This is a genomic window from Nocardiopsis sp. SBT366, assembly GCF_001083815.1.
Lineage (GTDB): Bacteria > Actinomycetota > Actinomycetes > Streptosporangiales > Streptosporangiaceae > Nocardiopsis > Nocardiopsis prasina.
The window spans coordinates 50,003-70,404 of record NZ_LAVM01000007.1; the positions used below are offsets into that span (position 1 = coordinate 50,003).

At 69.5% G+C, this 20,402-nt stretch carries 21 protein-coding genes; 6 read left to right on the forward strand and 15 right to left on the reverse strand.

Going from position 1 to position 20,402, the window contains the following annotated elements:
- Window positions 1-990: 990 nt before the first annotated feature.
- Window positions 991-1,743: an IclR family transcriptional regulator gene (locus ADX84_RS03405; protein WP_049567293.1), complete on the reverse strand. Its 753-nt coding sequence runs from the start codon at window positions 1,741-1,743 to the stop codon at window positions 991-993.
- A gap of 214 nt (window positions 1,744-1,957) precedes the next feature.
- Here ADX84_RS03405 and ADX84_RS03410 point away from each other — a divergent pair, with 214 nt between their 5' ends.
- From ADX84_RS03410 to ADX84_RS03420, 3 genes are all read left to right on the forward strand, one after another.
- Window positions 1,958-3,310, forward strand: a complete 1,353-nt coding sequence (locus tag ADX84_RS03410; protein WP_234003827.1) for an NAD(P)-binding domain-containing protein — start codon at window positions 1,958-1,960, stop codon at window positions 3,308-3,310.
- Between the two features lie 88 nt (window positions 3,311-3,398).
- Window positions 3,399-4,745, forward strand: a complete 1,347-nt coding sequence (locus tag ADX84_RS03415) for a TRAP transporter large permease subunit (RefSeq protein WP_049567299.1) — start codon at window positions 3,399-3,401, stop codon at window positions 4,743-4,745.
- Entirely contained in the window at window positions 4,742-5,002 is a 261-nt protein-coding gene (locus ADX84_RS03420; RefSeq protein ID WP_049567302.1) for a hypothetical protein, read from the forward strand. Before ADX84_RS03415 ends, ADX84_RS03420 begins: the two co-directional genes overlap by 4 nt.
- Window positions 5,003-5,268: 266 nt before the next feature.
- On the opposite strand, the gene ADX84_RS03425 is transcribed toward ADX84_RS03420, so the two are convergent.
- From ADX84_RS03425 to ADX84_RS03435, 3 genes are read right to left on the reverse strand one after another with little or no spacing between them, the layout of a single operon-like run.
- Entirely contained in the window at window positions 5,269-5,925 is a 657-nt protein-coding gene (locus ADX84_RS03425; protein ID WP_199776464.1) for a CoA-transferase, read from the reverse strand.
- Window positions 5,926-5,957: 32 nt separating this feature from the next.
- Window positions 5,958-6,653, reverse strand: a complete 696-nt coding sequence (locus ADX84_RS03430; RefSeq protein ID WP_049567309.1) for a 3-oxoacid CoA-transferase subunit A — start codon at window positions 6,651-6,653, stop codon at window positions 5,958-5,960.
- Window positions 6,650-7,855, reverse strand: a complete 1,206-nt coding sequence (locus ADX84_RS03435; protein ID WP_049567314.1) for a thiolase family protein — start codon at window positions 7,853-7,855, stop codon at window positions 6,650-6,652. Before ADX84_RS03435 ends, ADX84_RS03430 begins: the two co-directional genes overlap by 4 nt.
- A gap of 71 nt (window positions 7,856-7,926) precedes the next feature.
- Between ADX84_RS03435 and ADX84_RS03440 the strand changes: the two genes are divergently transcribed.
- Window positions 7,927-8,808 (forward strand): LysR substrate-binding domain-containing protein, encoded by an 882-nt coding sequence (locus ADX84_RS03440; protein WP_049567319.1) that lies wholly within the window; start codon window positions 7,927-7,929, stop codon window positions 8,806-8,808.
- 315 nt (window positions 8,809-9,123) lie between these two features.
- Entirely contained in the window at window positions 9,124-9,897 is a 774-nt protein-coding gene (locus ADX84_RS03445) for an IclR family transcriptional regulator (RefSeq protein ID WP_255352544.1), read from the forward strand.
- Window positions 9,898-9,901: 4 nt separating this feature from the next.
- Here the strand turns inward: ADX84_RS03445 and ADX84_RS03450 are convergent, their stop codons facing one another.
- The 8 genes from ADX84_RS03450 to ADX84_RS03485 form a co-directional block, all read right to left on the reverse strand.
- Window positions 9,902-10,552 (reverse strand): flavin reductase family protein, encoded by a 651-nt coding sequence (locus ADX84_RS03450; RefSeq protein ID WP_234003829.1) that lies wholly within the window; start codon window positions 10,550-10,552, stop codon window positions 9,902-9,904.
- Complete coding sequence (locus tag ADX84_RS03455) at window positions 10,545-11,624, reverse strand: ABC transporter substrate-binding protein (RefSeq protein ID WP_199776460.1); 1,080 nt, start codon at window positions 11,622-11,624, stop codon at window positions 10,545-10,547. Before ADX84_RS03455 ends, ADX84_RS03450 begins: the two co-directional genes overlap by 8 nt.
- Before the next feature lie 31 nt (window positions 11,625-11,655).
- On the reverse strand, window positions 11,656-12,516 hold the full coding sequence (locus tag ADX84_RS03460) for an ABC transporter permease (RefSeq protein WP_049567332.1): 861 nt from the start codon (window positions 12,514-12,516) through the stop codon (window positions 11,656-11,658).
- The gene (locus ADX84_RS03465; protein ID WP_234003830.1) at window positions 12,513-13,283 is read right to left on the reverse strand and encodes an ABC transporter ATP-binding protein; all 771 of its coding nucleotides are present in this window, start codon (window positions 13,281-13,283) and stop codon (window positions 12,513-12,515) included. Before ADX84_RS03465 ends, ADX84_RS03460 begins: the two co-directional genes overlap by 4 nt.
- Complete coding sequence (locus ADX84_RS03470) at window positions 13,276-14,019, reverse strand: HpcH/HpaI aldolase/citrate lyase family protein (RefSeq protein WP_234003831.1); 744 nt, start codon at window positions 14,017-14,019, stop codon at window positions 13,276-13,278. The genes ADX84_RS03465 and ADX84_RS03470 overlap by 8 nt, the downstream gene beginning before the upstream one ends.
- A gap of 5 nt (window positions 14,020-14,024) precedes the next feature.
- Entirely contained in the window at window positions 14,025-14,939 is a 915-nt protein-coding gene (locus ADX84_RS25105) for a hypothetical protein (protein WP_053107243.1), read from the reverse strand.
- A gap of 3 nt (window positions 14,940-14,942) precedes the next feature.
- Window positions 14,943-15,905, reverse strand: coding sequence for a DUF6282 family protein (locus tag ADX84_RS03480; protein WP_369801049.1), 963 nt, complete (start codon window positions 15,903-15,905; stop codon window positions 14,943-14,945).
- A gap of 638 nt (window positions 15,906-16,543) precedes the next feature.
- Complete coding sequence (locus tag ADX84_RS03485) at window positions 16,544-17,374, reverse strand: class I SAM-dependent methyltransferase (protein ID WP_049567343.1); 831 nt, start codon at window positions 17,372-17,374, stop codon at window positions 16,544-16,546.
- 223 nt (window positions 17,375-17,597) lie between these two features.
- On the opposite strand from ADX84_RS03485, the gene ADX84_RS03490 reads away from it, so the two are divergent.
- The gene (locus ADX84_RS03490) at window positions 17,598-18,158 is read left to right on the forward strand and encodes an NUDIX hydrolase (protein WP_049567349.1); all 561 of its coding nucleotides are present in this window, start codon (window positions 17,598-17,600) and stop codon (window positions 18,156-18,158) included.
- 8 nt (window positions 18,159-18,166) lie between these two features.
- Here the strand turns inward: ADX84_RS03490 and ADX84_RS03495 are convergent, their stop codons facing one another.
- Genes ADX84_RS03495 through ADX84_RS03505 form a run of 3 tightly spaced genes read right to left on the reverse strand, consistent with a single transcriptional unit; the run spans window position 18,167 to window position 20,374 of the window.
- A complete protein-coding gene (locus tag ADX84_RS03495) occupies window positions 18,167-18,832 on the reverse strand; it encodes a PolC-type DNA polymerase III (protein ID WP_049567352.1) in 666 nt (221 codons plus the stop codon).
- 58 nt (window positions 18,833-18,890) lie between these two features.
- Entirely contained in the window at window positions 18,891-19,607 is a 717-nt protein-coding gene (locus tag ADX84_RS03500; RefSeq protein ID WP_049567462.1) for an HAD family phosphatase, read from the reverse strand.
- Window positions 19,604-20,374: a thymidylate kinase gene (locus ADX84_RS03505; protein ID WP_049567355.1), complete on the reverse strand. Its 771-nt coding sequence runs from the start codon at window positions 20,372-20,374 to the stop codon at window positions 19,604-19,606. The genes ADX84_RS03500 and ADX84_RS03505 overlap by 4 nt, the downstream gene beginning before the upstream one ends.
- Between the last annotated feature and the right edge of the window lie 28 nt (window positions 20,375-20,402).

Sequence of the window (20,402 nt, forward strand, 5' to 3'; positions counted from 1 at the left end):
GCTTCGTCAGCGGCCGCCGAGGCGAGTGTCGTACGGGGATCTCCGCCGAGTTCGGAGACTGTGACGAAGCGTTCGTAGCGCGGCTGCCGGACCTGGTGACGTGCCGGGTAGCTCCCCACTGTCGGGTCCACCGGGAGAGCACGGCGCCATTCCTTCGGCTCCCCCGCCACCTGACCCCACTCTCGTCCGATCTGGTGGAGCGCACGGAGTTGTCCGGGGGTGAGATCGGGCAGAAGATCACTCGGGGCTGGTGGTCGAGTCGAGCGTTCCTCCGTCATGCGACCCAGTGTTGTTCATCGAGGCCACGGGGCCTCGCATTTGTGGGACGTCGTCCGGCGGTGTCTGGTCGTGATCGGAACAGGGCGTACGCGTACCGACCCTCGCCTTGGCAGGATTGGCTGTGTCAGCGCCCCGTCCACGATGGTCGCGCCGGTGGGGGTTCGGCCGATCCATGAGTTGTGTGCCTCCGCAGCCGCTGGACACGAGCACAGGAACTCGTTGGTGCTCCTAGCGGCGCCGAGAAGGCCCAAGATGGTGTGAGCCCAGCGCACCGCGCATTCGCGAACTGAGCAAGGAGTAGCCCTGATGCACTCCTTCGATGCGCAACAGGCAAGCCGCAGCTAGATAGAGCCCTGCCGCGACGATGCACCCCACCAGCGCGCCCAGGACCAACGGGAGAGAGCATCGGTGTCGGTTGCGAACCCGAACCTCTGGAGGCACCATGCCACTACCGCGCCGGGTAGGGCAGCCACGTCCAGGGACACGATTCGGCCAGCCGTGGCGACGACGACCTGACGGCTTGCGGCTGCGGCGGGTCGGGGTCGTTTCACTGCTCAATCTCGCAGGGAGGCGCTGAACGCTCTCCGAGGATCGACACACCACCGAACAGCCGCCCCCGTTCCATGGGTGAGCCAGCGTTCGAACGAGGACGGCCTGGTTGTTCGCCGTCCTGCTTCACCCCACGGGCAGCCAGCCGCCGAGGTGGTCGGTTCAGATACGAGCGCCGATCGCCCCGGCCCCCCGTGACAGCTCGGGCAACCAGGTGAGCAGCTGGTCCGCGCTGGTGACATCGGTCGTCGTCACCAGGTTGATCGCCCCGGCGAGTTCCTTGTCGGCGTCGTACACCGGCACGCTCAGACTCAGCGCACCGAGTTCCCGCTCGGACTCCGCGAGGTAGTAGCCGTCCTCGCGCACTCCCCGGACGTCCTCCATCAGTTCCCGCTCCCCCTGAGTCCTGCCGGAGGCCAGCGAGGTCCGTGGAAAGCGGCGTACGTAGTCCTCGATCTCCCCGTCCGGCCACGCGGCGAGCAACACCTTCCCACCGCCGACGTCGAGCGGCACGCGACGCCCGATCGGGAACTGGTAGCGGAGGGGGTCCGCTCCGCTGACGCGTGCGATGAGGATGCGCTCGTCCCCCGAGCGGACGAACACGGAGGACGTCAGTCGCGTGGTCGCGGAGAGCTCGGTGAGCACAGGCGTCGCGATCGTGCTCACACGGTCGTTGACCACGAAACCGTGCGCCAGCCCCAACACCACCGGCCCGAGCGAGTACCCCAGGCGTCCCTGCTGGACGTAGCCACGCCGCACGAGCTGGTTCACCGTCCGTTGAGTGGTGGCCAGGTGCAGGTCAGCCTCCCTGGCGATGTCGCTCAGCCTCAGCGGACCGCGCGCGCGTTCCAGGCACTCGAGCACGTCCAGCGCACGGTCGAGCGTGCGCCCCTGGTTTCCGCCTCCGGCGCCCATGCTCGCCTCGCCACTCCTTCGCTCGTGTTCCTCGGAAAACTTCCTCGCCCCGGGCAGTGACCTCGGGGCCCACCGGACACGGCGATCCAGCTTGCTGTCGCCCTCTCCAAGGTAGCGGAGAGGTTTCCGGCAGGTTGACAGCCGAGAGAGCCACAGGTCACACTCGCTATCAATCAACAAGAGGAACTATCACTCAATGATAGCTGGTGGAATGATGAAGGTAGCTGTCCTGGGACTCGGCGAAGCCGGCGCGATCTTCGCGGAGGCCTTCGCCGCCGTCGGTTGGCAGGCCGTCGGCTTCGATCCCGCGAGCACGGCGCGGACCCCCGAGGGCGTCACCCGGGCCCCGTCGACGGCGGAGGCGGTGACCGGAGCGGATGTCGTCCTGAGCCTGGCCACGGCCGCCCATGCGGTCTCCGTCGCCCGCGAAGCCGCGTCCGCGCTGCGAACCGACGCCGTCTACATCGACCTCAACGCGGCCTCGCCGCAGGTCAAGGCGGATGTGGCTCGTACCATCGATGGCGCGGCCCGCGTGGTCGACGGCGCTCTCATCGGTTCGGTCGTCAAGTTCGGGCCGAAGGTCAACATCCTCCTCGCGGGACCGGCCGCCGAGGAGGCCGCCCGGGCGCTGAGGGCCGTGGGTTCGGACGCCGAGCCGATCGGCGCGACCGTGGGCGCCGCGTCGGGGCGCAAGCTGCTGCGCAGCGTGTTCATGAAGGGGCTGGGGGCACTGATCACCGAGGCCTTGGACGCCGGAACCGCGGCAGGCGAGGAGGAGTGGATGCGTGAGCAGGTGGCCGCCACCCTCACGGACGGGACCGCCGCGCTCGCGCGGCTGGATCACGGGACACGTCTGCACGCCGTGCGGCGCTCCCAGGAGCTGGACGCCAGCATCGCCCTGTTGAACGAGCTGCGCGTGGAAGCCCCCGTGAGCACGGGCGCGGCCGACCGTCACCGGTATCTGGCGCGCGTGACAGAACAGCCCGACGAACAGTTGATCGACGCCTACACGACGGTCCCCACCGCCGCCGTCGGGGACGCGCGGGACCGTCTCGGTTTCCTGTCCTCCAGGATCAGGCCCGTCTGGGCCGGGGCTCGGCTCTCCGGGCGTGCTCTGACAGTGCAGACGCGGCCCGGCGACAACCGCGCGTTGCACCAGGCCCTGGCCGTCGCGCGACCCGGCGACGTGCTGGTCGTGGACGGAGGGGGTGACGACTCCCGGGCGTTGCTGGGAGAGCTCATCGCCGAACGCGCCATCAACAAGGGAGTGCGGGGGATGGTGATCGACGGCGCGGTCCGGGACGCCGACGAACTGCGCGAACTGGGCTTCCCCGTCTGGTCCGCCGCGATCTCCCCCGCGGGCCCCTACAAGGACGGACCCGGCCACGTCGGTCGCACCATCTCGGTGGGCGGCGCGGTCTGTTCCCCAGGAGACATCGTGGTGGCCGACGGCGACGGCGTGTTCGTCGTGCCCCGTCTGGAGGCCGAGCGGACCCTCGACGCCGCCCGACTCGTCCTGGCCGACGAGGCCGAACGCCGCGAGGCCATCCGGAGGGAACGCGCATGAGGTTCCCCTCCCACCAGCGGTCGCTCCCCCGGGGCGACACCCCGCCCGCCCACGGGCGTCAGAGCTCCCCTCCACCGAAAGTCGACCCATGCCGATCGCGCTACTAGCCCTCGCGGCGTTCATCGCCGTGATCATCGTGTGGAACGTCGTGTTCAAGCGGAACATGGGTGAGGCCATGCTGCTCGGACTCGTGGTCACCGCCCTGTTCGCCGGAACGCGGGCCCCGGCGTACCTCCTGGGAGGGCTGGCCGACGCCCTCACCCACGACGTGCTCTACGCGGCCCTGGCCTTCGTCTTCATGGCCTACCTCATCGACACCACGGGGCTGATCCAGAAGATCCTGGCCATCCTCAACTCCGCCTTCGGGCGCGTCCGCGGCGGTCCCGCGTTCATCGACACGGCCGGATCGGCCGTCTTCGGGGCCCTGTCCGGGTCCAACTCCGCGAACACCGCCTCCAGCGGATCCTTCACCGGTCCCTGGATGGTGCGTACCGGGTGGACCCCCACGCGGGCGGCGACCGTGCTCGCCGGAAACGGCGGGATGGGCGCGGCTCTGCCCCCCAGCGCCTCGATGGTCATCATGATCGGCTTCGCCGGGGGGATGGTCACCACCGGCCAGGTGTATCTGGGCCTGCTGGTGGCCGGGCTCTACCAGATCCTGCTGCGCATCGGTCTCGTGACGTACTTCGTCCGCCGCGACGGGGTCCCCAAGGTGGACGAACACGACCTGGTGCCGATGCGTACGTCGCTACGGCAGGGTGCCAGCGCGTTGACGATCTTCCTCGGTGCCCTGATTCCCATCGCCGTCACCGTGGGTCCCCTGGCCACCTACCTGGCCGAATCCACGCCGCTCGGCGACGCGGTCGACGACATCTCGCTACTGACCTGGATCCCCATCCTCATCATCGGCTTCTCGCTCATCGCCGGACGGGACCGTCTCCCACGGACGGTGAGCGGCTGGTCCCGTCTGCTGGACGGCGCCCTCCCCAAGTTCGCGACCATCGGGGCCCTGCTGTTCTTCGCGATCGCCGCGAGCGAGATCCTGGGGCGCCTGGGCCTGGCCGAGGACGTCAACGTCCTCCTCGAGTCCCTGCCCGTCGGTTCCACCGTGATGGTGGTCGTCGTCGGCCTGGTGATCACCCTGGTCGCCGGTCCGCTCTCGTCCACGGCCACCCTGACCGCGGTCGGTCAGATCTCCTTCCTCGCGCTGGTCGGCGTGGGGGTCGACCCGCTCCTTGCGATCATCGCGATCCTGGTGTTCGCCTCCACCGAAGGGGCCTCCCCTCCCGCATCCGGCTCGATCTTCGTCGCCGCCAGCCTGACCGGGGCACGGCCGGAGAGCACCTTCCTGCCGCTCATCGTCTACTACATGATCCCGATCTTCCTGATCGGCTGTCTGATCGGTTGGAGCATCCTTCCGATCCTGGGGGTATGACCGTGCTCGCTCTCAAGCCCCGGGCCTTCACCGTGGTCCGCGCGCTGTTCAAGATCGGCCTCGTCTGTTGTCTTGCGCTCGGAGCGCTCCTGGTCCTGGGACAGATGGCCGGAGTCCTCACCCAACGTCCGGACTGGGTGACCGGAGCCTCCGACCTGCTGTTCGTGCCGAGCATCGGCGCGGCGGCGGCCTTCGGTGTCCTGGGGTTCATCGGCAACTACCTCACACCCGAGGAGCCCGAGCCCGAAGACGACTGACAGAACCGGGGCGGTGGGGTGGGGCGCACCGTCGCCCACCCCACCGGTGACACGAACACGTCGGCGGGGATCGACGCGCCGAGGGCCCAGGAGACGGGGTCAGCAGGGTTCACGTCGGCAGGTCACGGGCGGAACGGCCACACGGACGCGAGATCCCGCCCCGGTGTGTGCGCCGTACCCGGGAACGGTCCCTCGCGATGACTCCGTCGCCTTCCTCACCGAGCTGTCCCGTGTCATGGGACCGCTGGGCGACGGTGCGAGTCCTCTCAGCCGTTGGGCGCGGTGCCGGAGTTCGTGATGCCGAGTCGTCCTGCCAGTTCGTGGGCTCCGACACCGTACGTCTCCCGGATCCGTACGCCCTCGGCACCGACCTCGAAGACGCCGTGGTCCGTGTAGACGCGACTGACACACCCGACCCCGGTGAGCGGATACGTGCAGTGCGGTACGAGTTTCGGTTCAGCCGAGCGGGTGAACAGGGGCATCATCACGTGGACGTCCTTGGCACCGATGGCGAGGTCCATGGCACCGCCGACAGCGGGAATGGCGTCGGGTTCGCCCGTGTGCCAGTTGGCGAGGTCGCCCTGGAACCCCACCTGGTAGGCGCCGAGGACACAGACGTCCAGGTGCCCGCCGCGCATCATGGCGAAGGAGTCGGCCTGGTGGAAGTACGCCGATCCGGGAAGCTCGGTCACCGGGACCTTGCCCGCGTTGGTCAGGTCAGGGTCAACGGCGTCGCCCTCGGCCCTGGGCCCCATGTTGAGCATGCCGTTCTCGGTGTGGAGCACCACCCCTGAGCTGGCTGGCAGGTGGTCGGCGATCCTGGTGGGCTGCCCGATCCCGAGATTGACGAAGGCTCCGGCCGGGATGTCGGCGGCGACGACGGCGGCCAACTCGTCCATCGACAAACGGTGGTCGGCCTTCATCGGCGCTCCGGCGTGCGGGTTGCTCGAGTGGGTCATCGTGCCCCCTGGACGGTGTAGCGACGGGTCTCCACCTGGACGATCCGGTCGACGTAGATGGACGGGGTCACGACGGCCTCGGGGACGAGTTCCCCGGGCTCGACGATCTGATCGACCTGAACGACGGTCGTCGTCGCCGCAGTGGCCATGACCGGCCCGAAGTTACGTGCGGTCTTGCGGTAGGTGAGGTTGCCCAACGTGTCCGCCCTGTGCGCGCCGATCAGGGCGTAGTCGCCCTTGATCGGGTACTCCAAGAGGTATCTGCGACCGTCGATCTCACGTTCCTCCCTGCCCTCGGCCAGAGGTGTACCGATCGCCGTCGGGCAGTAGAAGGCACCGATGCCCGCACCCGCCGCGCGCATCCGCTCGGCGAGGTTGCCCTGCGGCACCACTTCGAGTTCGGTCCCCCCCGAACGGTAGAGACGATCGAAGACCCAGGAGTCGGCCTGCCGGGGAAACGAACAGACCACCTTGCGCACCCGGCCCGCCGCGAGCAGCGCGGCGAGCCCGACCTCGCCGTTGCCGGCGTTGTTGGACACGATCGTGAGGTCCTTGGCTCCCTGGCGGATGAGCGCCTCGATCAGATCGAACGGCATACCCGCCAGACCGAAGCCGCCGACGAGGACGGTGGCCCCGTCCTCGACCCCGGCCACGGCGGCGTCGGCGCTCTCAGCGACTTCCGCGCGGCTCATCGGACCCGCTCCGTGACATCGCAGTTCTCCAGCACGACGGCCAGCCCCTGGCCGACCCCGACGCACAACGCGGCGACTCCGTAGCGCTGCCCCGACTCGCGCAGCACCTTGGCCAGGGTGGCGAGGATACGACCACCGGAAGCGCCCAGCGGGTGTCCGATCGCGATGGCCCCGCCCTTCTGGTTGACGATGGCGGGATCGATCCCCCAGGCATCGAGGCAGGCCAGCGCCTGCACGGCGAAGGCTTCGTTGAGTTCGACCGCGCCCACCTGGTCCCAGCCGATCCCGGCTCGGGCCAAGGCGCGGTTGGCAGCCTCGACCGGGGCGTAGCCGAAGTCCTGCGGCTCCAGCGCCATCACTCCCCGGCCAGCGATGCGGGCGATCGGGTCGGCCCCGATCGTGTCCGCGGCCCTCTCACTTCCCAACAGCACCGCGGACGCTCCGTCGTTGAGGGGACTGGCGTTCCCCGCGGTGATGGTGCCGCCCTGCTCCGGTGAACGGAACACCGGCTTGAGTGTGGCCAGTACCTCCGGTGTGGATTCGGCTCGGATGCCTTCGTCGCGAACCAGGTCGGCCCCTCCCACCGGTGCCACCAGGTCGTCGTAGAAGCCTGATTCCCAGGCCTGGTCGGCGAGTCCGTGAGAGCGTGCGGCGAACCGGTCCTGACGCTCGCGGGAGATCCCGAAGCGCTCCTGGAGTAGTTCGTTGGCCTCACCGAGGCCGACCGTCCACTCCTTGGGCATGCGCGGGTTGACCAGACGCCAACCGAGCGTGGTCGACACCGCGGTGACGTCGCCGACCGGGAACGGCCTCGCCGATTTGGGCAGCACCCACGGCGCCCGCGTCATCGACTCCACACCACCGGTCAGCACGACCTCGGCGTCGCCGGACTCGATCGTCCGGCTGGCCGTCATCGCCGCGTCGAGGCCGGAGCCGCACAGTCTGTTGACCGTGGTGCCCGGGACACTGACCGGCAGTCCGGCGAGCAGCGCGGCCATGCGGCCGACGTTGCGGTTCTCCTCTCCGGCTCCGTTGGCGTTGCCCCAGACCACGTCGTCGATCGCGGCCCGGTCGAACCCGGGCACCTTGGCGAGCGTCGAGGTGATCGCGGCCGCGGCCAGGTCGTCAGGGCGGACGCCGGCCAGCGCGCCGTTGAAGCGACCGAACGGCGTCCGTGTCGCGGCGTACAGGAATGAACTCATGCCAACGACGCTAATCCCTGAGCGCGATATCCTGAAGTACTCATATCCAAGGCTATTGATATGGACCAGATATGGATCTGCGTCATCTCAGGTACTTCGTGGCGGTGGCGGAGGAACGCCACTTCGGTCGGGCCGCCGAGCGGCTTCACATGGCCCAGCCGCCGCTCTCCCAGCAGATCCGCCAACTCGAGGCGGAACTCGGTGTCGAACTGCTGTACCGCACGACACGTCGCGTCGACCTCACGGAGGCCGGTCGGGTCTACCTGGATCTGGCGCGCGGGATCCTCGCCGACGTCGAGAAGGCAGCCCACCACGCCCGCCTCATCGCCTCCGGCTCTGTGGGCCACCTCGCGCTCGGATGTGTGGGATCGGCGACGTACAGCCTCCTGCCGACGCTCTCCCGCCGGCTTTCGGTCGAACTCCCGGGGGTCGACTTCTCCTTCCGGGGTGACATGCTGGGCCCCGACCAGGTCGAGGCACTGCGCAAGGGAACGATCGACGTCGCGTTGTTGCGTCCCCCGGTGGCCGATCGCTCCATCATCGTGCACACACTGCGTCGGGACCGGCTGGTCGTCGCCCTGCCGGTGAACCACCGCCTCGCCCAGCGCAGACGCCTGCGTGCCGAGGACCTCGCCAGCGAGGATCTCATCGTGCACTCCGCCGACCGCCGGTCGGTGATGTACGACATCGTCCTGGGCCTGCTCCGCGACGCGGGCGTCGAGCCACGCATCCGCCATGAGGTCGGCGAGACCTCGACTCTGGTCACTCTGGTGGCCGGGGGTCTCGGTGTGGCGGTCGTGCCCGAACCCGTCACTGCGCTGGAACTCCACGGCGTCGCCTACCGGCCACTCACCGGGGCCGACGCGCACGTGGAACTCGCCGTCGCCCACCGCGCCGACCGTTCCGAGCCCCACCTGGCCCGTACCGTGGAGATCGTCCGGGCGACGGTCTGAGGGATCCCCGGACCGCCCCCACCGGAGGGAGGCCGCCCACGCGGGCACGGAAGGGTCACCGGCCGGTCGGTGCGTGAGCCACACCGGACACCGCGGCTTCGATCGCACCGCGGACACTGGCGTCGTTCTCCGTGAATGCCGCCGGGACGACCGGCGGCGAGTGCCTGTGCCTCGCCACCAACCAAGGCTCGCCTGGTCAGGGCCGCCCCCGCCCCGGATGGTCGGCTCCCCGCCGACTCCACTGGGTTCCCAGGCCTGGTTCCGAGGGGCTGGGCGTCGCCAGCAGTTCTTTGGGGTGCCCGCTGGCGGGGTACGATGTGGTCGCCATGTGAACAACTGGAACACATCACGTCAAGGGGCGCCGGAGTGGACATCCAAGCTGTAGACCGCGTGGGCATGATCCTCGCACTGTTCGGTCCGCATCGTGAATCGGTGACTTCGACCGAAGCCGCCGACCTCATCGGACTCAATCGCACGACGACCTACCGCTATCTGACGTCCCTGGTCAACGCCAACGTGCTCGACCTCCGCGATGACCGCACGTATGTTCCGGGGCCGGCGCTCGTGCAACTCGGCGCCTTCGCTCTCGGCCGACGCGACATCCTGCGCCTGGCCGTGGACCCCATGCAGACCCTGGCTCGCGACACCGAGATCACGGCGGTCCTGTCGCTCTGGGGCTCTTCGTCACCGGTCGTGGCTCACGTCGAGGAACCTCCGCGCCGCGAGATCGTCGTCTCCGTGCGGGTGGGCATGCAGCTGTCGACCGCCGCCGCGCAGACCGGCATCTTCCACACCTTCATGGCCGACTCCCCCAGCGTGGCGCGGGCCTCGCGGCAGCTCCCGTCCGGGGAGCGTGAGCGGATCGAGCGCCTGGTGCGCGAGACCTCCGAGCGTGGTTACGCCGCGCAGGTCAGCACCCGGGGCATTGCCGTGCTCGCCACTCCCGTGTGGGACGAGCACGGCCTCGCGGCCTCCCTCGCGCTCCTGAGCACCCGCGACGTGCTCGACGTACACGCCGAGAGCGTCGAACTCGCGGCGCTCCGGAACGCCGCGACCACGATCTCCCAGTCGCTCGGTGCCGAGGACTGACCCGTCAGGTGCGTTCCGCCAACGACTCCCCCTGACCCGGGCCCCTCGGCGCGTGACCGATGCGTTCGACGTTCCCGAGCCGTCCGTAGGTCGGACCAGCCAGGCGCGACGCCGGATCGATCATCGCGGTGTCGATCTTGAGGCCGTCCAACGCCGACGAGAGCACATGGAACCGCACGACCTCACCCACTGTGAACTGCGCGCCGGCCCGACCGAACTCCACCACGCGCGCGAGCCGACACTCCAGACTCACCCGAGCCGTGGCCAGCCGGGGCACGCTCACCACGTCGCTCGGCTCGGTCCCGAGTCCGAGGATCTCGGCTTCGTCGACGCCGGGGGGATGTACCTCCCCCGACTCGTGGACGTCCCTCCAGTGCTCCCAACCAGGGATGTTCACGACGTACTCGCCCCGCTCGGCGATGTTGCGGGCCGTGTCCTTGAACTCACCCTCACGCCGACCGATGTTGATTCCGACCATGGGCGGATCGTTGGACACCATCGTGAAGGCGCTGAACGGCGCCAGATTCGCCGCACCGTCACGACTCACGGAAGTCACCCACGCGATGGGGCGGGGAACGACGCAGCCCGTGAGCAGCCGGTAGTTCTCCTGCGCGCTCAGCCCCGAGGGGTCGATCACGGTCATGTCATCAGGCATGGTCGGCGGCTTCCTGACGGACGGCGGCACGGTCGAAGTCGTTGATGTCCTGGATCAACGAGTCGTCGTACAGGTCGGCGGGGTCCACCGGCTCGGTGAGCTCGCCCGCGTCGAGCAGGAAGTCCACGTTGGCCTGTAGCGCCTGCTGATCGATGGCGCCGTACGGGTCGTCCTCGGCACCGAGGTTGGCCAGTCGCGCTTCGAGGACGGAGACCGACGACGCGACGGCGACGTCGTCCTCGAGGCCCGAGGGGCGCGCCTCGGGGTGGGCGTCGAAGAGCAGCTCGATGGCGGCTTCGGGGTTCGCCTCGCTGAAGACCACGCCCTTGGCGATCGCGCGTCCGAGCTTGACGTAGAGCTCGCGGTCCTCCTCCAGGTCACTGGTCCGGGCCGCGAGTCCGCCGCTCGTGAGCTCGTCGGTACCCGGGACCTCGATCTCGCGCAGCTCGATCCCCTGGTTCTCGAGGACCTGGAACGACGTGTCCAGCAAGGCGAGCGCGTCGACCTGGCCGTTCTCCACGGCAGTGGCCTGCTGGCCTCCCGTCCCGATCGCGACGAAGGTCACCGAGTCCTCCGGTACCCCCGCCTCACGCAGACCGACCTGGGCCTGCGTGACCGAGGCGCTCGCGAGGCTGATCGCGCCCACCGTCTTGCCCTCGAGGTCCTCGATCGACGTGATGTCGCTGTCCGCGGGGACTCTCAGACCATAGATGTTGTCCTTGTAGTAGGACATGAAGTAGGTCAGATCGAGGTTCTTGCCGGGCTCACGGCCCAGGATCACCGGTTCGGGGCTGACGGCCCCGGTCGCCACCTGCCCGGTCGCGATCTGCTGGACCTGGGTCGTCGCGGAGTCGGCCAGGATGATCTCGACGTCCAGGCCCTCGTCCTCGAAGTAGCCCATCTCCTGGGACACCGCGATCGAGGCGATTCCCGCGTTCCAGGTCGGGGTCGCGAGCGTCATGGAGACCTGCTGGTCGCCACCGTCGCCGCTCGACCCGCCACAGGCCGCGAGCAGGGAGGTGATCATCAGTACGGCGCCGCCCTGCAGCACCTTGCGAGACACATGTGTCATGGGCATGGGTTGTCCTTCGGTTTGAGGGGAGTCAGTTGGCAACGGAGCGGGCGCGGTTCTCTTCGGACCAGAAGGCGAGTCGCCGCCCGCCGAGGACGACCGCGTAGTGCAGCACGAGACCGATGGTCGAAAGCACGACGAGAGCCGCGAACATGGTGGCCACGTCCAGCGAGGTGTTGCTGGCGATGATCAGGTAGCCGAGCCCGGCCTGCGAACCCACGAACTCCGCGACGATGGCACCGATGACCGAGAGCACGACCGCCACGTCCAGACCAGCGACGATGCTGGGGATGGCCGTCGGCAGACGCAACCGCGTGAGAACCTGCAGACGCGTCGCTCCGAAGGAACGCATCATGTTCACCTGGTCGCTGCTGGTGGAGTTGAAGCCGAGCGTGGCGTTGACGAGGATCGGGAAGAACGCGATCAACGCCGTCGTGAGGATCTTCGACTCCATACCGAAGCCGAACCAGACGAGGAACAACGGTGCGAGGGCCACCTTCGGCACGGTTTGCAGCACCACGACGATCGGAAGCACGATCTTCTCGGCCAGACGCGAGGAGCTCACCCACACCGCGACGAGCAGTCCGGAGACGACGGCGATGCCGAATCCGTAGATGATCTCCTGCAGCGTGACCCAGGTGTGCCGCAGGAACGGCCCGTCGGTGAAGCCCTCGACCAGCGCCTGGACGATCCGGGTGGGCGCGGGGAAGAGGATCACCGAGATGTCGAAGGTGCGGACCACCACTTCCCAGACGGTCAGCAGGATGAGCACTGTGGTGCTCGACAGCAACCAGCCTGGAAGGTCGGAGAGCCTGCGACGTGTCTCGGTGTTCCCGGCCTCGCGTTCCACTGTCAGGGTCTGCCTGGACGAGGAGGAGTTGGATGCGGTCATGGGCTGTTCACCACTTCGGCTCTGTCAAGAACGGTTCTGATGCGACGCGTGTAGTCGCCGAACTCGGCAGTGCTCACGACGTCGAGGGTGCGCGGGCGCGGTAGGTCGATGTCGATGACCGCGCCGACGCGGCCCGGACGCGGGGTCATCACCACGACGCGATCGGAGAGGAGCACCGCCTCGGAGATGCTGTGGGTGATGAAGACGACCGTCTTGCGGTCCCGCTCCCAGATCTCCAGCAGGTCCATCGTCAGCTGGTCGCGCGTCATCGCGTCCAGTGCGCCGAACGGTTCGTCCATGAGCAGGATCCTCGGGTCGTGCAGGAGGGCACGGGCGATCCCGACACGTTGTTGCATCCCACCGGACAGCTGGTACGGGTGACTGGTGGCGAAGTCCGACAGTCCGAGCATCTCCAGGAGCTCGCGCGCCCGGCCTTCGTCGCGTTTGCGCTGGGAGCGCCCCTGAAGGATCGAGGGGACGAGCACGTTGTCCAGGACCGTGTTCCAGGGCAGCAGGAGCGGCTGTTGGAACACCATGCCGGTCATCGCCGACTCGTTGCGCGCTTCGGCGCGGTACCTGATGCTGCCCTCGGTCAGCGGTTCCAGGCCCATGATGAGCTTGAGCAGCGTGCTCTTGCCGCATCCGCTCGGTCCGACGATGGAGACGAACTCACCGTCGGCGACGTCGAGGTGGAAGTCGTCGACCGCGACTGTTCCTCCGCGATAGTGCTTGCTGACATGGACGAAGTTCATGACTGGCTCAAGCATGGAGCGACGCCTTTCCCGTGTGGTCCTCGGTTGCCCGCATGCGCCTGAGGGCACTCACGGCGGCCTCGGCGAGCAGTGTCGTGTCGGCGGCACCGACGAAGAAGTCCAACGCCAGTTCGCGGGCGCGCGCGGCGCCATCGGGGCCTCCCGCCGCCCCTGCGGCGATCCCGTGCCTGCGAGCGGCGGTGACGATGGTGAGATCGGCGTCGCCGATGGCACGGCCGGCGTCGAGCCTGAGGTCCGCGGCCCCGAGGAGGAGCCCGGTGATCCCGTCGACCGCGGCGATCTCCTCGACGGACTCCAGCGCGGCCAGTGACTCGATCTGCGCGATGACCTCGACCGGCCGGGACAGGTAGTCGGCTCGCGGGCCCTGCCCCCACGCTCCGGCACGCGACGTCGCACCGGAGCCACGTCGCCCCCCAGGAGCGAATCGCGTCGCGGAGACGACCTCGGCAGCGGCCTCGGGACCGTCCACGTGGGGAACGACGATCCCGTCGGCGCCAGCGTCGAGCACCCGTTGGACGAAGGACGGCCCCTGGTCGGGAACCCGCACGAGCGCGCGCATGCCGTGTGCCTGGCCGACGGCGATGTGCCGGGCGATCGCCGACATGTCCAGCATCGTGTGTTCGGCGTCGACGACGATCACCTCGACACCGGCGTGGGCGAGGATGGCCGTGGACTCCCAGGTGTCGAGCTTGACCCAGGCGGCCCACCGCGTGCCCTCGGATCCGTTCACGCGGCTCATCGGAGTGCCTCCGGCACCGGGTAGTCCCCGGCGTTGAGCACCCAGCCCGGACGGCGCGAGAAGTCCTCGCGCGGCCCGGCGAAGAGGTCGACCATGCGGTTCTCGTCGGCTCCGACCGCCTCGCTCGTGTGCACCAGCGGCGGCGGGATGATGGTCAACGACGGCCCACCGATCTCACGGTGCTGGTCCGAGCGCCACGCGGTGCGGTCGTTGCCCCACGCACGCCGGATGTGATGGACGTACTCACCGGCGTCGACGAAGCTCAACTGCTCGAAGTCGTCGTGGGTGTGGGGGGACAGAGTGCGTGGATCCCGAGGACCGACGCGTGGGTACAGCAGGTTCACCATGGCGTGACGGCTACGGAGGATGCGCCCCAGGCGTCCTTCCTGCGGGGCGATGTCCTCGATGGCGTCGTAGACGCGGATCGCGGCGTCGCCCGAAGGTGCGGGCCAGGGCTCGGCACGGATGCTGAGTCCGAGGCCGTCGGCATAGGCTTCGCCGTTGAGCGCCTGGTCCAGCACGTCCGATGTGGCCACCGTGTGCAGACGCAGCAGCCGCAGCTCCCCCTCGACCTCGTATCGCCAGGGGCCCGGCTGGACCGTGATGACGCTCGTCGGTTCGACGGTGACCGTCTCCCCCGCCGTGCGCACCGTGAGGCGACCCGTGGACGGCAGGACCACCAGCATCGTCTCGTCGACGTCCTCGCGATCGAAGGTGTCTCCGTCGGCGTGTTCGGCGTAGACGACGGCGGCGTTGGCGGCTCGTACCGTCCACAGACGCCCGCCCCGCCCCGTGGTTGCGGTGGGGTCGAGCTCACTGAAGTCGAAGTACTGCGGTTCGTGCGCGGCGTCGGTGTCGAGCCCGCTCGAAGCGGCCAGTTGGCTGCGTGGGTCACTCGCGAGGTAGGCCATCCTTCAGCGCCCCTCGACCGAAGCGGGCCGGTCGTCATCCAGACCGAGCAGGAAGGCGGCGTTGTGCGAGGTGACCTGGCGAAGCTCCTCGACCGTGAGGCCTTGATCGAGCAGGGCCTCACCGACGCGCATGAAGGCGTCGACGGGCATGGGGCGCCCTCGTTGTCCGAGGTCCGAGGAAAGCACCGTGTGGTCGGGGCCGATGGCGCGGATCCACTTGACCAACAGTGCCGGGTCCCACTTGCGAAAGCCCTGGGGGTCGTACATGCCGACCTCGTGCTCGATGTAGCCGCCGAGGTCGGCCAGCTGGCGGCAGCGCTCGACATCGGCGTCGACGATGAAGTTCGGGTGGCTGAGGATCATGCGTCGCACTCCGCGCTCGGCGGCGGCGGCGAAGAGCTGGGCCGACTGGGCCGGTTCCAGATGGCCCGCCGAGAGGAGCACGTCCGCCTCCGCCACCAGGTCGATGACCTCGTGGGCCGCGTCGACGAGACGTCCTTCGGCGTCGACCACGTCGACGATCCGGTTGGGGATGTCGTAGTCGGACTCGGGGAAGCCGTGGTGCTCGTTCTCGCAGTGGCAGCGGCTGGAGAAGGTGGGGAACCACACCGCGCGCCCACCCATCTGTAGCGACATCGCGACCGCGTACGGGTTGAGTCCACCCACCTGGGCGTTGAGAGCGATCCCACCGAAGATCGGCGTCGCGACGTCGTCCAGTTCGCGGTGCATCGCGAGCAGGTCCATGACGGTGTTGTGGTGGTGCGACTTCACCAGGATTCCCCGCATGTTCAGGCGCTCTCCGTCGCGAGCCGCCTCCACGTGATCGAACTCCCGTGAGAAGGGATTCGGTCCCGAGTGGCAATGCAGATCGACGGCTCCGTCGAGTGCCTCCGCGACGGGTGGGAGGGACGTGAGAGTCATAGAGCACACCTCTGAGATCAGGGTCACATGTTCGTATTGAATCATCTATGTTCGGATTGCGACTGTCAAGTGTGGGTGTGAGTTCGCCCCCGCACGGCCCACGAGGCTCGCGCCTTCGCGGGGCACAGCCGCGTTCTCGCAGCGTGTGGCGCCTGCCCTGGCCGGGGGGACACCTCGCGCCGCGATGTCGACGCCCCAGGGGCCGGGTTCCCCGGCTGGCACCACACTTTGTGGACGCGCGTGCTGATTCGGCCCGCGCCCGCCCGTGGCGAGTCGGAGCCACCGGGCGTCGGGAGCGTGGGCGTCGGGACCGTGGGGCGCGGCGCCCGCTTCGCGGCCTTCGCCACCGTGACGAGGCGAGGACGAAGGCCGAGCCCCGCACCCCCGGGCGCCCAGGCGGGCGGGGGCCTTGGTGCGCCCGGCGCTCTCCCCGAGTGGGCCCCGGCGGGGTGCACCGGTCCGAGGAGCGACCCGCACCGCTTGGCGCCGGGGCCGCTACGTCCGAGCTACCTCGAAACGGCGGGGGTCACGGATCCGAGTTCTGTGTCGCCCACACCGTTTGACCAGCGAAGGACTTGTTCCGGATCTCTCCGGAACAAGCCCTTTGCCGTGTCCGACCGCCGCTGGGCGGGTTCACCACCGTGGAGGTTCGGACGCACCAGGGTGGTGATCGCGTGGGGACGTCATGGCCGATCCCGGTCCAGCTGAGCGGTGACCACGAGCCAGCGGGTCACGGTCGTCTCGTCGGGGCTGGTCCGGGCGTAGGCCGCCTCCAGCATCCGCATCCTCTGTTCGTGGGTGAAGACACCGGCGGGACGGGCGAACACCGGGATGGACAACCAGGCCCTGCGCTCCGCCATGGTGGTGTGCTGCTCCTTGACCTCGGCACCCACCAGCGCGAGCCCCGCTTCGGTCAGGTGGCGGGTGACGGTGACCAGGGGCAGCTTCGGGCCGCTGGTCGTCGCCGGTGGCGGGGTGTGGCCGTGGTCCCGGGCAGCGATCACATGGATCAACGAGTCCAGCGACGGTCTGGCGCGATCGTTCGGGTCGGTCAGGCCCGCGAAGCCGCCACCGATGTTGAACACGAACCGGCCACCGGGGCGAAGGACCCGGCGGACCGCCGCGGCCACGGCCGGGACGTCCGTCTTCCAGATGCCCGAGTTGCACACCACGGCGTCGACCCGGTGCGCGGGGACGTGCTCGGTCAGGGCCTCGGCGGGTGCGGTGACCCAGGTCAGGCGTGCGTCGTCCAGGGTGCGCCGGCCGATGCGCTGCATGGCGGCGGCGTTGTCCAGGGAGATGACCCTGGCGTCGCCCGGGACCTGCTCGAGGACCGCCCGGGCGGTCACGCCGGTACCCCCGCACAGGTCCACGACCAGGCGACCGTCGGCGAGGCGGGCACGGCGGGCGAGGTCGCGGCTGGTGTCGCTGTACATGGGCCAGTCCCGCGCGAACGCGGCGTAGGCCTCGGCGGTGGCCTCCTCGTCCCAGCCGGTGAGGGCGTCCGTGGTCATCGCGGGCACCCCGTTCCGCGGTCGGGCGGATCCGAGGGGTACGCGTGCCCGTCCCGGTGGTGGTGAAGTGGCGCGTTGGCCCTCCACGGGCCGAGTCCCGCCAGTAGGCTACGGACCTCTTCACCGCCGTGTGTTCTGGAGCTGATCGTGTCGCTGTTCATCGGTACCCGCCTGTCATCGGGGCATGGGGAGCCTGGCTCCCCGGTTGGTGCGGGGGTGTGCCATGGCGGTCGGTGACGCCCAGATCAGGTCCGTGGTGGCCGACTACCTCAACCGTCACCCGGAGGAGGCGGAGCCACTGGCCGATCCGGTACGCCAGCTGGCCGAGGGGGCTGACTTCGCTTCTCGGCACACCTATCCGATGCACGTCACCGTCGGTGCGCTGCTGGTGCGCGGCGAGGAGGTCCTGCTGGTCGACCACCTCGCGTACGGGATCCTGTTGCAGCCGGGCGGGCACCTGGAGCCGACCGACCTCACGCTGATCGACGCGGCGCTGCGCGAGCTGGTCGAGGAGGCCGACGTCGATCCCGGTCAGATCGTCCCGGCCTCCCACGCCCCCGTCTACGTCGAGTACGGACCGGTTCCGGCCCGCCCGGCGAAGGGCGAGCCCGCGCACTTCCACCTGGACATCGGGTACTCCTTCACCGCACCGGCGCATGTGGACGTGGGCCGTGTCCAGGGCTCGGAGGTCAGGGGCGCCGCCTGGTATCCGCTCACGACGGCGGAGCGACTGGTGGGGCAACGCGTCTCCCAAGCGATCCGGGGCCCGGCCGACGTCGGCTGACCGGGCCGTCAGAGGTCGAACAGGTGTTCCTGGGTGGGCAGGTTGGCTTTGGCCGTGCGCCCGGCGACCTTCACCAGCGCGGCGAGGTCATGGAGGTCGCCCGCGCGGTCGGCGGCGTCGATGAGCCGTACGAACACCTGCGCGGTGACGTCGACATCGGCGTAGGCCCGGTGTCGGTCCGCCGGGCGCGGGATCGAGAAGTGGGCCAGCAGGGTGTCGAGCTTGTAGTTCTCCAGGCCCGGGACGAGGCGCTTGGCCAGCGGAATGGTGTCCAGGTAGTCGATGCGCGCCAGTCTCGGACAGTGCTCGCGCTGATGATGGATGACGTTGGCCTCGGTGGCCGCGTGCTGCGCGACCAGGAGGTACCGGTTGTCCGCGGCGAACCGTCGATCCAACGCGCCCAGCGCCTCGGAGGGGGCGGGGGCCGTTGTGAACTGTTCGGGGCTCAGCCCGCTCTGGGCGGTGTCGGCGGACGTCACCGGCGCGAACTCGGGTGGGCGGATCAGGGACGTGGTCCGGCCCGCCTCGACCCACCCGCCCTCCTGCTCGTAACGTAGCGCGAGCACGGCGACCTCGATGGGCTGGGCCGGATGACCGGCGGGGGTCGTCGTCTCGAAGTCGATGACCCCGAAGGTCGTCGCCAGAAAGGCGGGGTCGCTTGTCAGGGAGCCCATGCGGTTCACCCTCCTGTCGCAGGTGTTCTGGTTCCGTGGCGTCGCCGGTCCCGGGCGGTCATGAGGCGGACCCGGCCGATCGTCTCGGCTTCGCCCCGCTGGTGTCCCCGAACACGCTGCCCGTGCCGTGGGCTCCGGTGGGGGCGAGATGACCGTCCACGACGGTGAGCACCCGCATACCGGCGGCGCGGGCGGAGGCGATGCCCTCGGGAGCGTCGTCGACGGCCAGGCAGGCGCTTGCGTGGACGCCGAGTCGGTGGGCGGCGGCCAGGTACAGGTCGGGGGCGGGTTTGCCGTGCGGGGCGTCCTCACGTGTGACGACGGTCGCGAACTCCTGCCCCAGGCCCAGGGTCCCGAGACCGGGCCCGACCAGGAGGCGGCTGGCCCCGGAGGCCACGGCGCAGGGCAGGCGGGCGCGGCGCGCGGCGCGCAGCAGGCCCAGCACGCAACCGAAGGGCGTGATGGTGTGCACGTGGGCCAGCAGGTGGGAGCGGCTGCGCTGGATGATCTCCTCGTGCGGCAGGCGCCCCCCGCCCGGGAGCGCCGCCAACAGGTCGTGGATGGACAGGCCCACGTGGCGGCGGTACCAGTGCGGGTCCAGGTCCACACCGTGCGGGCGCAGGGCCGCCCGCAGTGCCCGCTCGTGGCCGGGTGTGGTGTCGGCGATGGTGCCGTCGAAGTCCAGGATCAGCGCTTCGACGCCGTCGGGGATCGCGGAGGCGCAGCCCGGCGCAACGGGTCCCGGGCAGGTCCAGGGGTGCGGCGCCGCGTTCACGCCGGTACCGGTTCCGCGCCCTGCCCGCAGCACAGGCACGGGGCGTGTGGGTCCTGCCACGGCTCCCGCACACATCCGAGGTCGGCCCCGGCGTCGAGGATCCACGACCGGATCAGCTCGGCCGCCTCGAACTCGTCGACCTGGCGCCGGTCCACGACCCGGTAGCGCGCCGGGTCGGTGGCTGCGAGCCGCTCGTAGAGCTCGCACGCGGCCACCAGGAACGTGGACTGCTCAGGGGTGAGGATGCGCCGGTCGCGCCGTTGGGCGCGCTCGACGGCCTGTGTGGCGTCATCGGTGACCAGGACCGTCAGGTCCGGCAGACAACGGTAGGAGGCCGCCAGGTCGAGCAGCGCCCTGGCCGTGTCCAGGGCGGCCTCCGGGTCGTTGGGACACAGCAGCAGGGCCTGGTAGACGGCCGTGGTGTCGACGCTGCGGCCCTCCACGACGGACCGCCCCGCGGCCAGGTCGGGCAGGACGGTGTCCAGGTCATGGCGTTTCATGGCCAGCAGGAGCAGGGCCTCGGCCATCGGGGTGCCCCCGCGCAGGAACGGATCCCTGCCGCTGGCCTCGCGAAGCGCGTCCAGCAGGTCCTCGCCCAGGCCGTGGCGGCCGTGTACGCGTTCGGAGAACTCGTCGAGCATCAACGGCGGTTCGCGGAGGGTTTCGACGGCGCGGTTGGTCAGGTAGGTCTTGCCGACGCCGTTGACGCCCTCGGCGGAGATCAGCGGACCGCGGGTGCAGGCGGGGTGGACTGCTGTGTTTCGCATACGGCTGGGTTCCGTTCCAGAGGTGGTC

Coding starts and splice junctions, on each gene's coding strand:
- ADX84_RS03405 (WP_049567293.1), bottom strand. CDS start 1,743: ATGGGCGCCGGAGGCGGAAACCAGGGGCGCACGCTCGACCGTGCGCTG.
- ADX84_RS03410 (WP_234003827.1), top strand. CDS start 1,958: ATGAAGGTAGCTGTCCTGGGACTCGGCGAAGCCGGCGCGATCTTCGCG.
- ADX84_RS03415 (WP_049567299.1), top strand. CDS start 3,399: ATGCCGATCGCGCTACTAGCCCTCGCGGCGTTCATCGCCGTGATCATC.
- ADX84_RS03420 (WP_049567302.1), top strand. CDS start 4,742: ATGACCGTGCTCGCTCTCAAGCCCCGGGCCTTCACCGTGGTCCGCGCG.
- ADX84_RS03425 (WP_199776464.1), bottom strand. CDS start 5,925: ATGAAGGCCGACCACCGTTTGTCGATGGACGAGTTGGCCGCCGTCGTC.
- ADX84_RS03430 (WP_049567309.1), bottom strand. CDS start 6,653: ATGAGCCGCGCGGAAGTCGCTGAGAGCGCCGACGCCGCCGTGGCCGGG.
- ADX84_RS03435 (WP_049567314.1), bottom strand. CDS start 7,855: ATGAGTTCATTCCTGTACGCCGCGACACGGACGCCGTTCGGTCGCTTC.
- ADX84_RS03440 (WP_049567319.1), top strand. CDS start 7,927: ATGGATCTGCGTCATCTCAGGTACTTCGTGGCGGTGGCGGAGGAACGC.
- ADX84_RS03445 (WP_255352544.1), top strand. CDS start 9,124: ATGTGGTCGCCATGTGAACAACTGGAACACATCACGTCAAGGGGCGCC.
- ADX84_RS03450 (WP_234003829.1), bottom strand. CDS start 10,552: ATGCCTGATGACATGACCGTGATCGACCCCTCGGGGCTGAGCGCGCAG.
- ADX84_RS03455 (WP_199776460.1), bottom strand. CDS start 11,624: ATGACACATGTGTCTCGCAAGGTGCTGCAGGGCGGCGCCGTACTGATG.
- ADX84_RS03460 (WP_049567332.1), bottom strand. CDS start 12,516: ATGACCGCATCCAACTCCTCCTCGTCCAGGCAGACCCTGACAGTGGAA.
- ADX84_RS03465 (WP_234003830.1), bottom strand. CDS start 13,283: ATGCTTGAGCCAGTCATGAACTTCGTCCATGTCAGCAAGCACTATCGC.
- ADX84_RS25105 (WP_053107243.1), bottom strand. CDS start 14,939: ATGGCCTACCTCGCGAGTGACCCACGCAGCCAACTGGCCGCTTCGAGC.
- ADX84_RS03480 (WP_369801049.1), bottom strand. CDS start 15,905: ATGATTCAATACGAACATGTGACCCTGATCTCAGAGGTGTGCTCTATG.
- ADX84_RS03485 (WP_049567343.1), bottom strand. CDS start 17,374: ATGACCACGGACGCCCTCACCGGCTGGGACGAGGAGGCCACCGCCGAG.
- ADX84_RS03490 (WP_049567349.1), top strand. CDS start 17,598: ATGGCGGTCGGTGACGCCCAGATCAGGTCCGTGGTGGCCGACTACCTC.
- ADX84_RS03495 (WP_049567352.1), bottom strand. CDS start 18,832: ATGGGCTCCCTGACAAGCGACCCCGCCTTTCTGGCGACGACCTTCGGG.
- ADX84_RS03505 (WP_049567355.1), bottom strand. CDS start 20,374: ATGCGAAACACAGCAGTCCACCCCGCCTGCACCCGCGGTCCGCTGATC.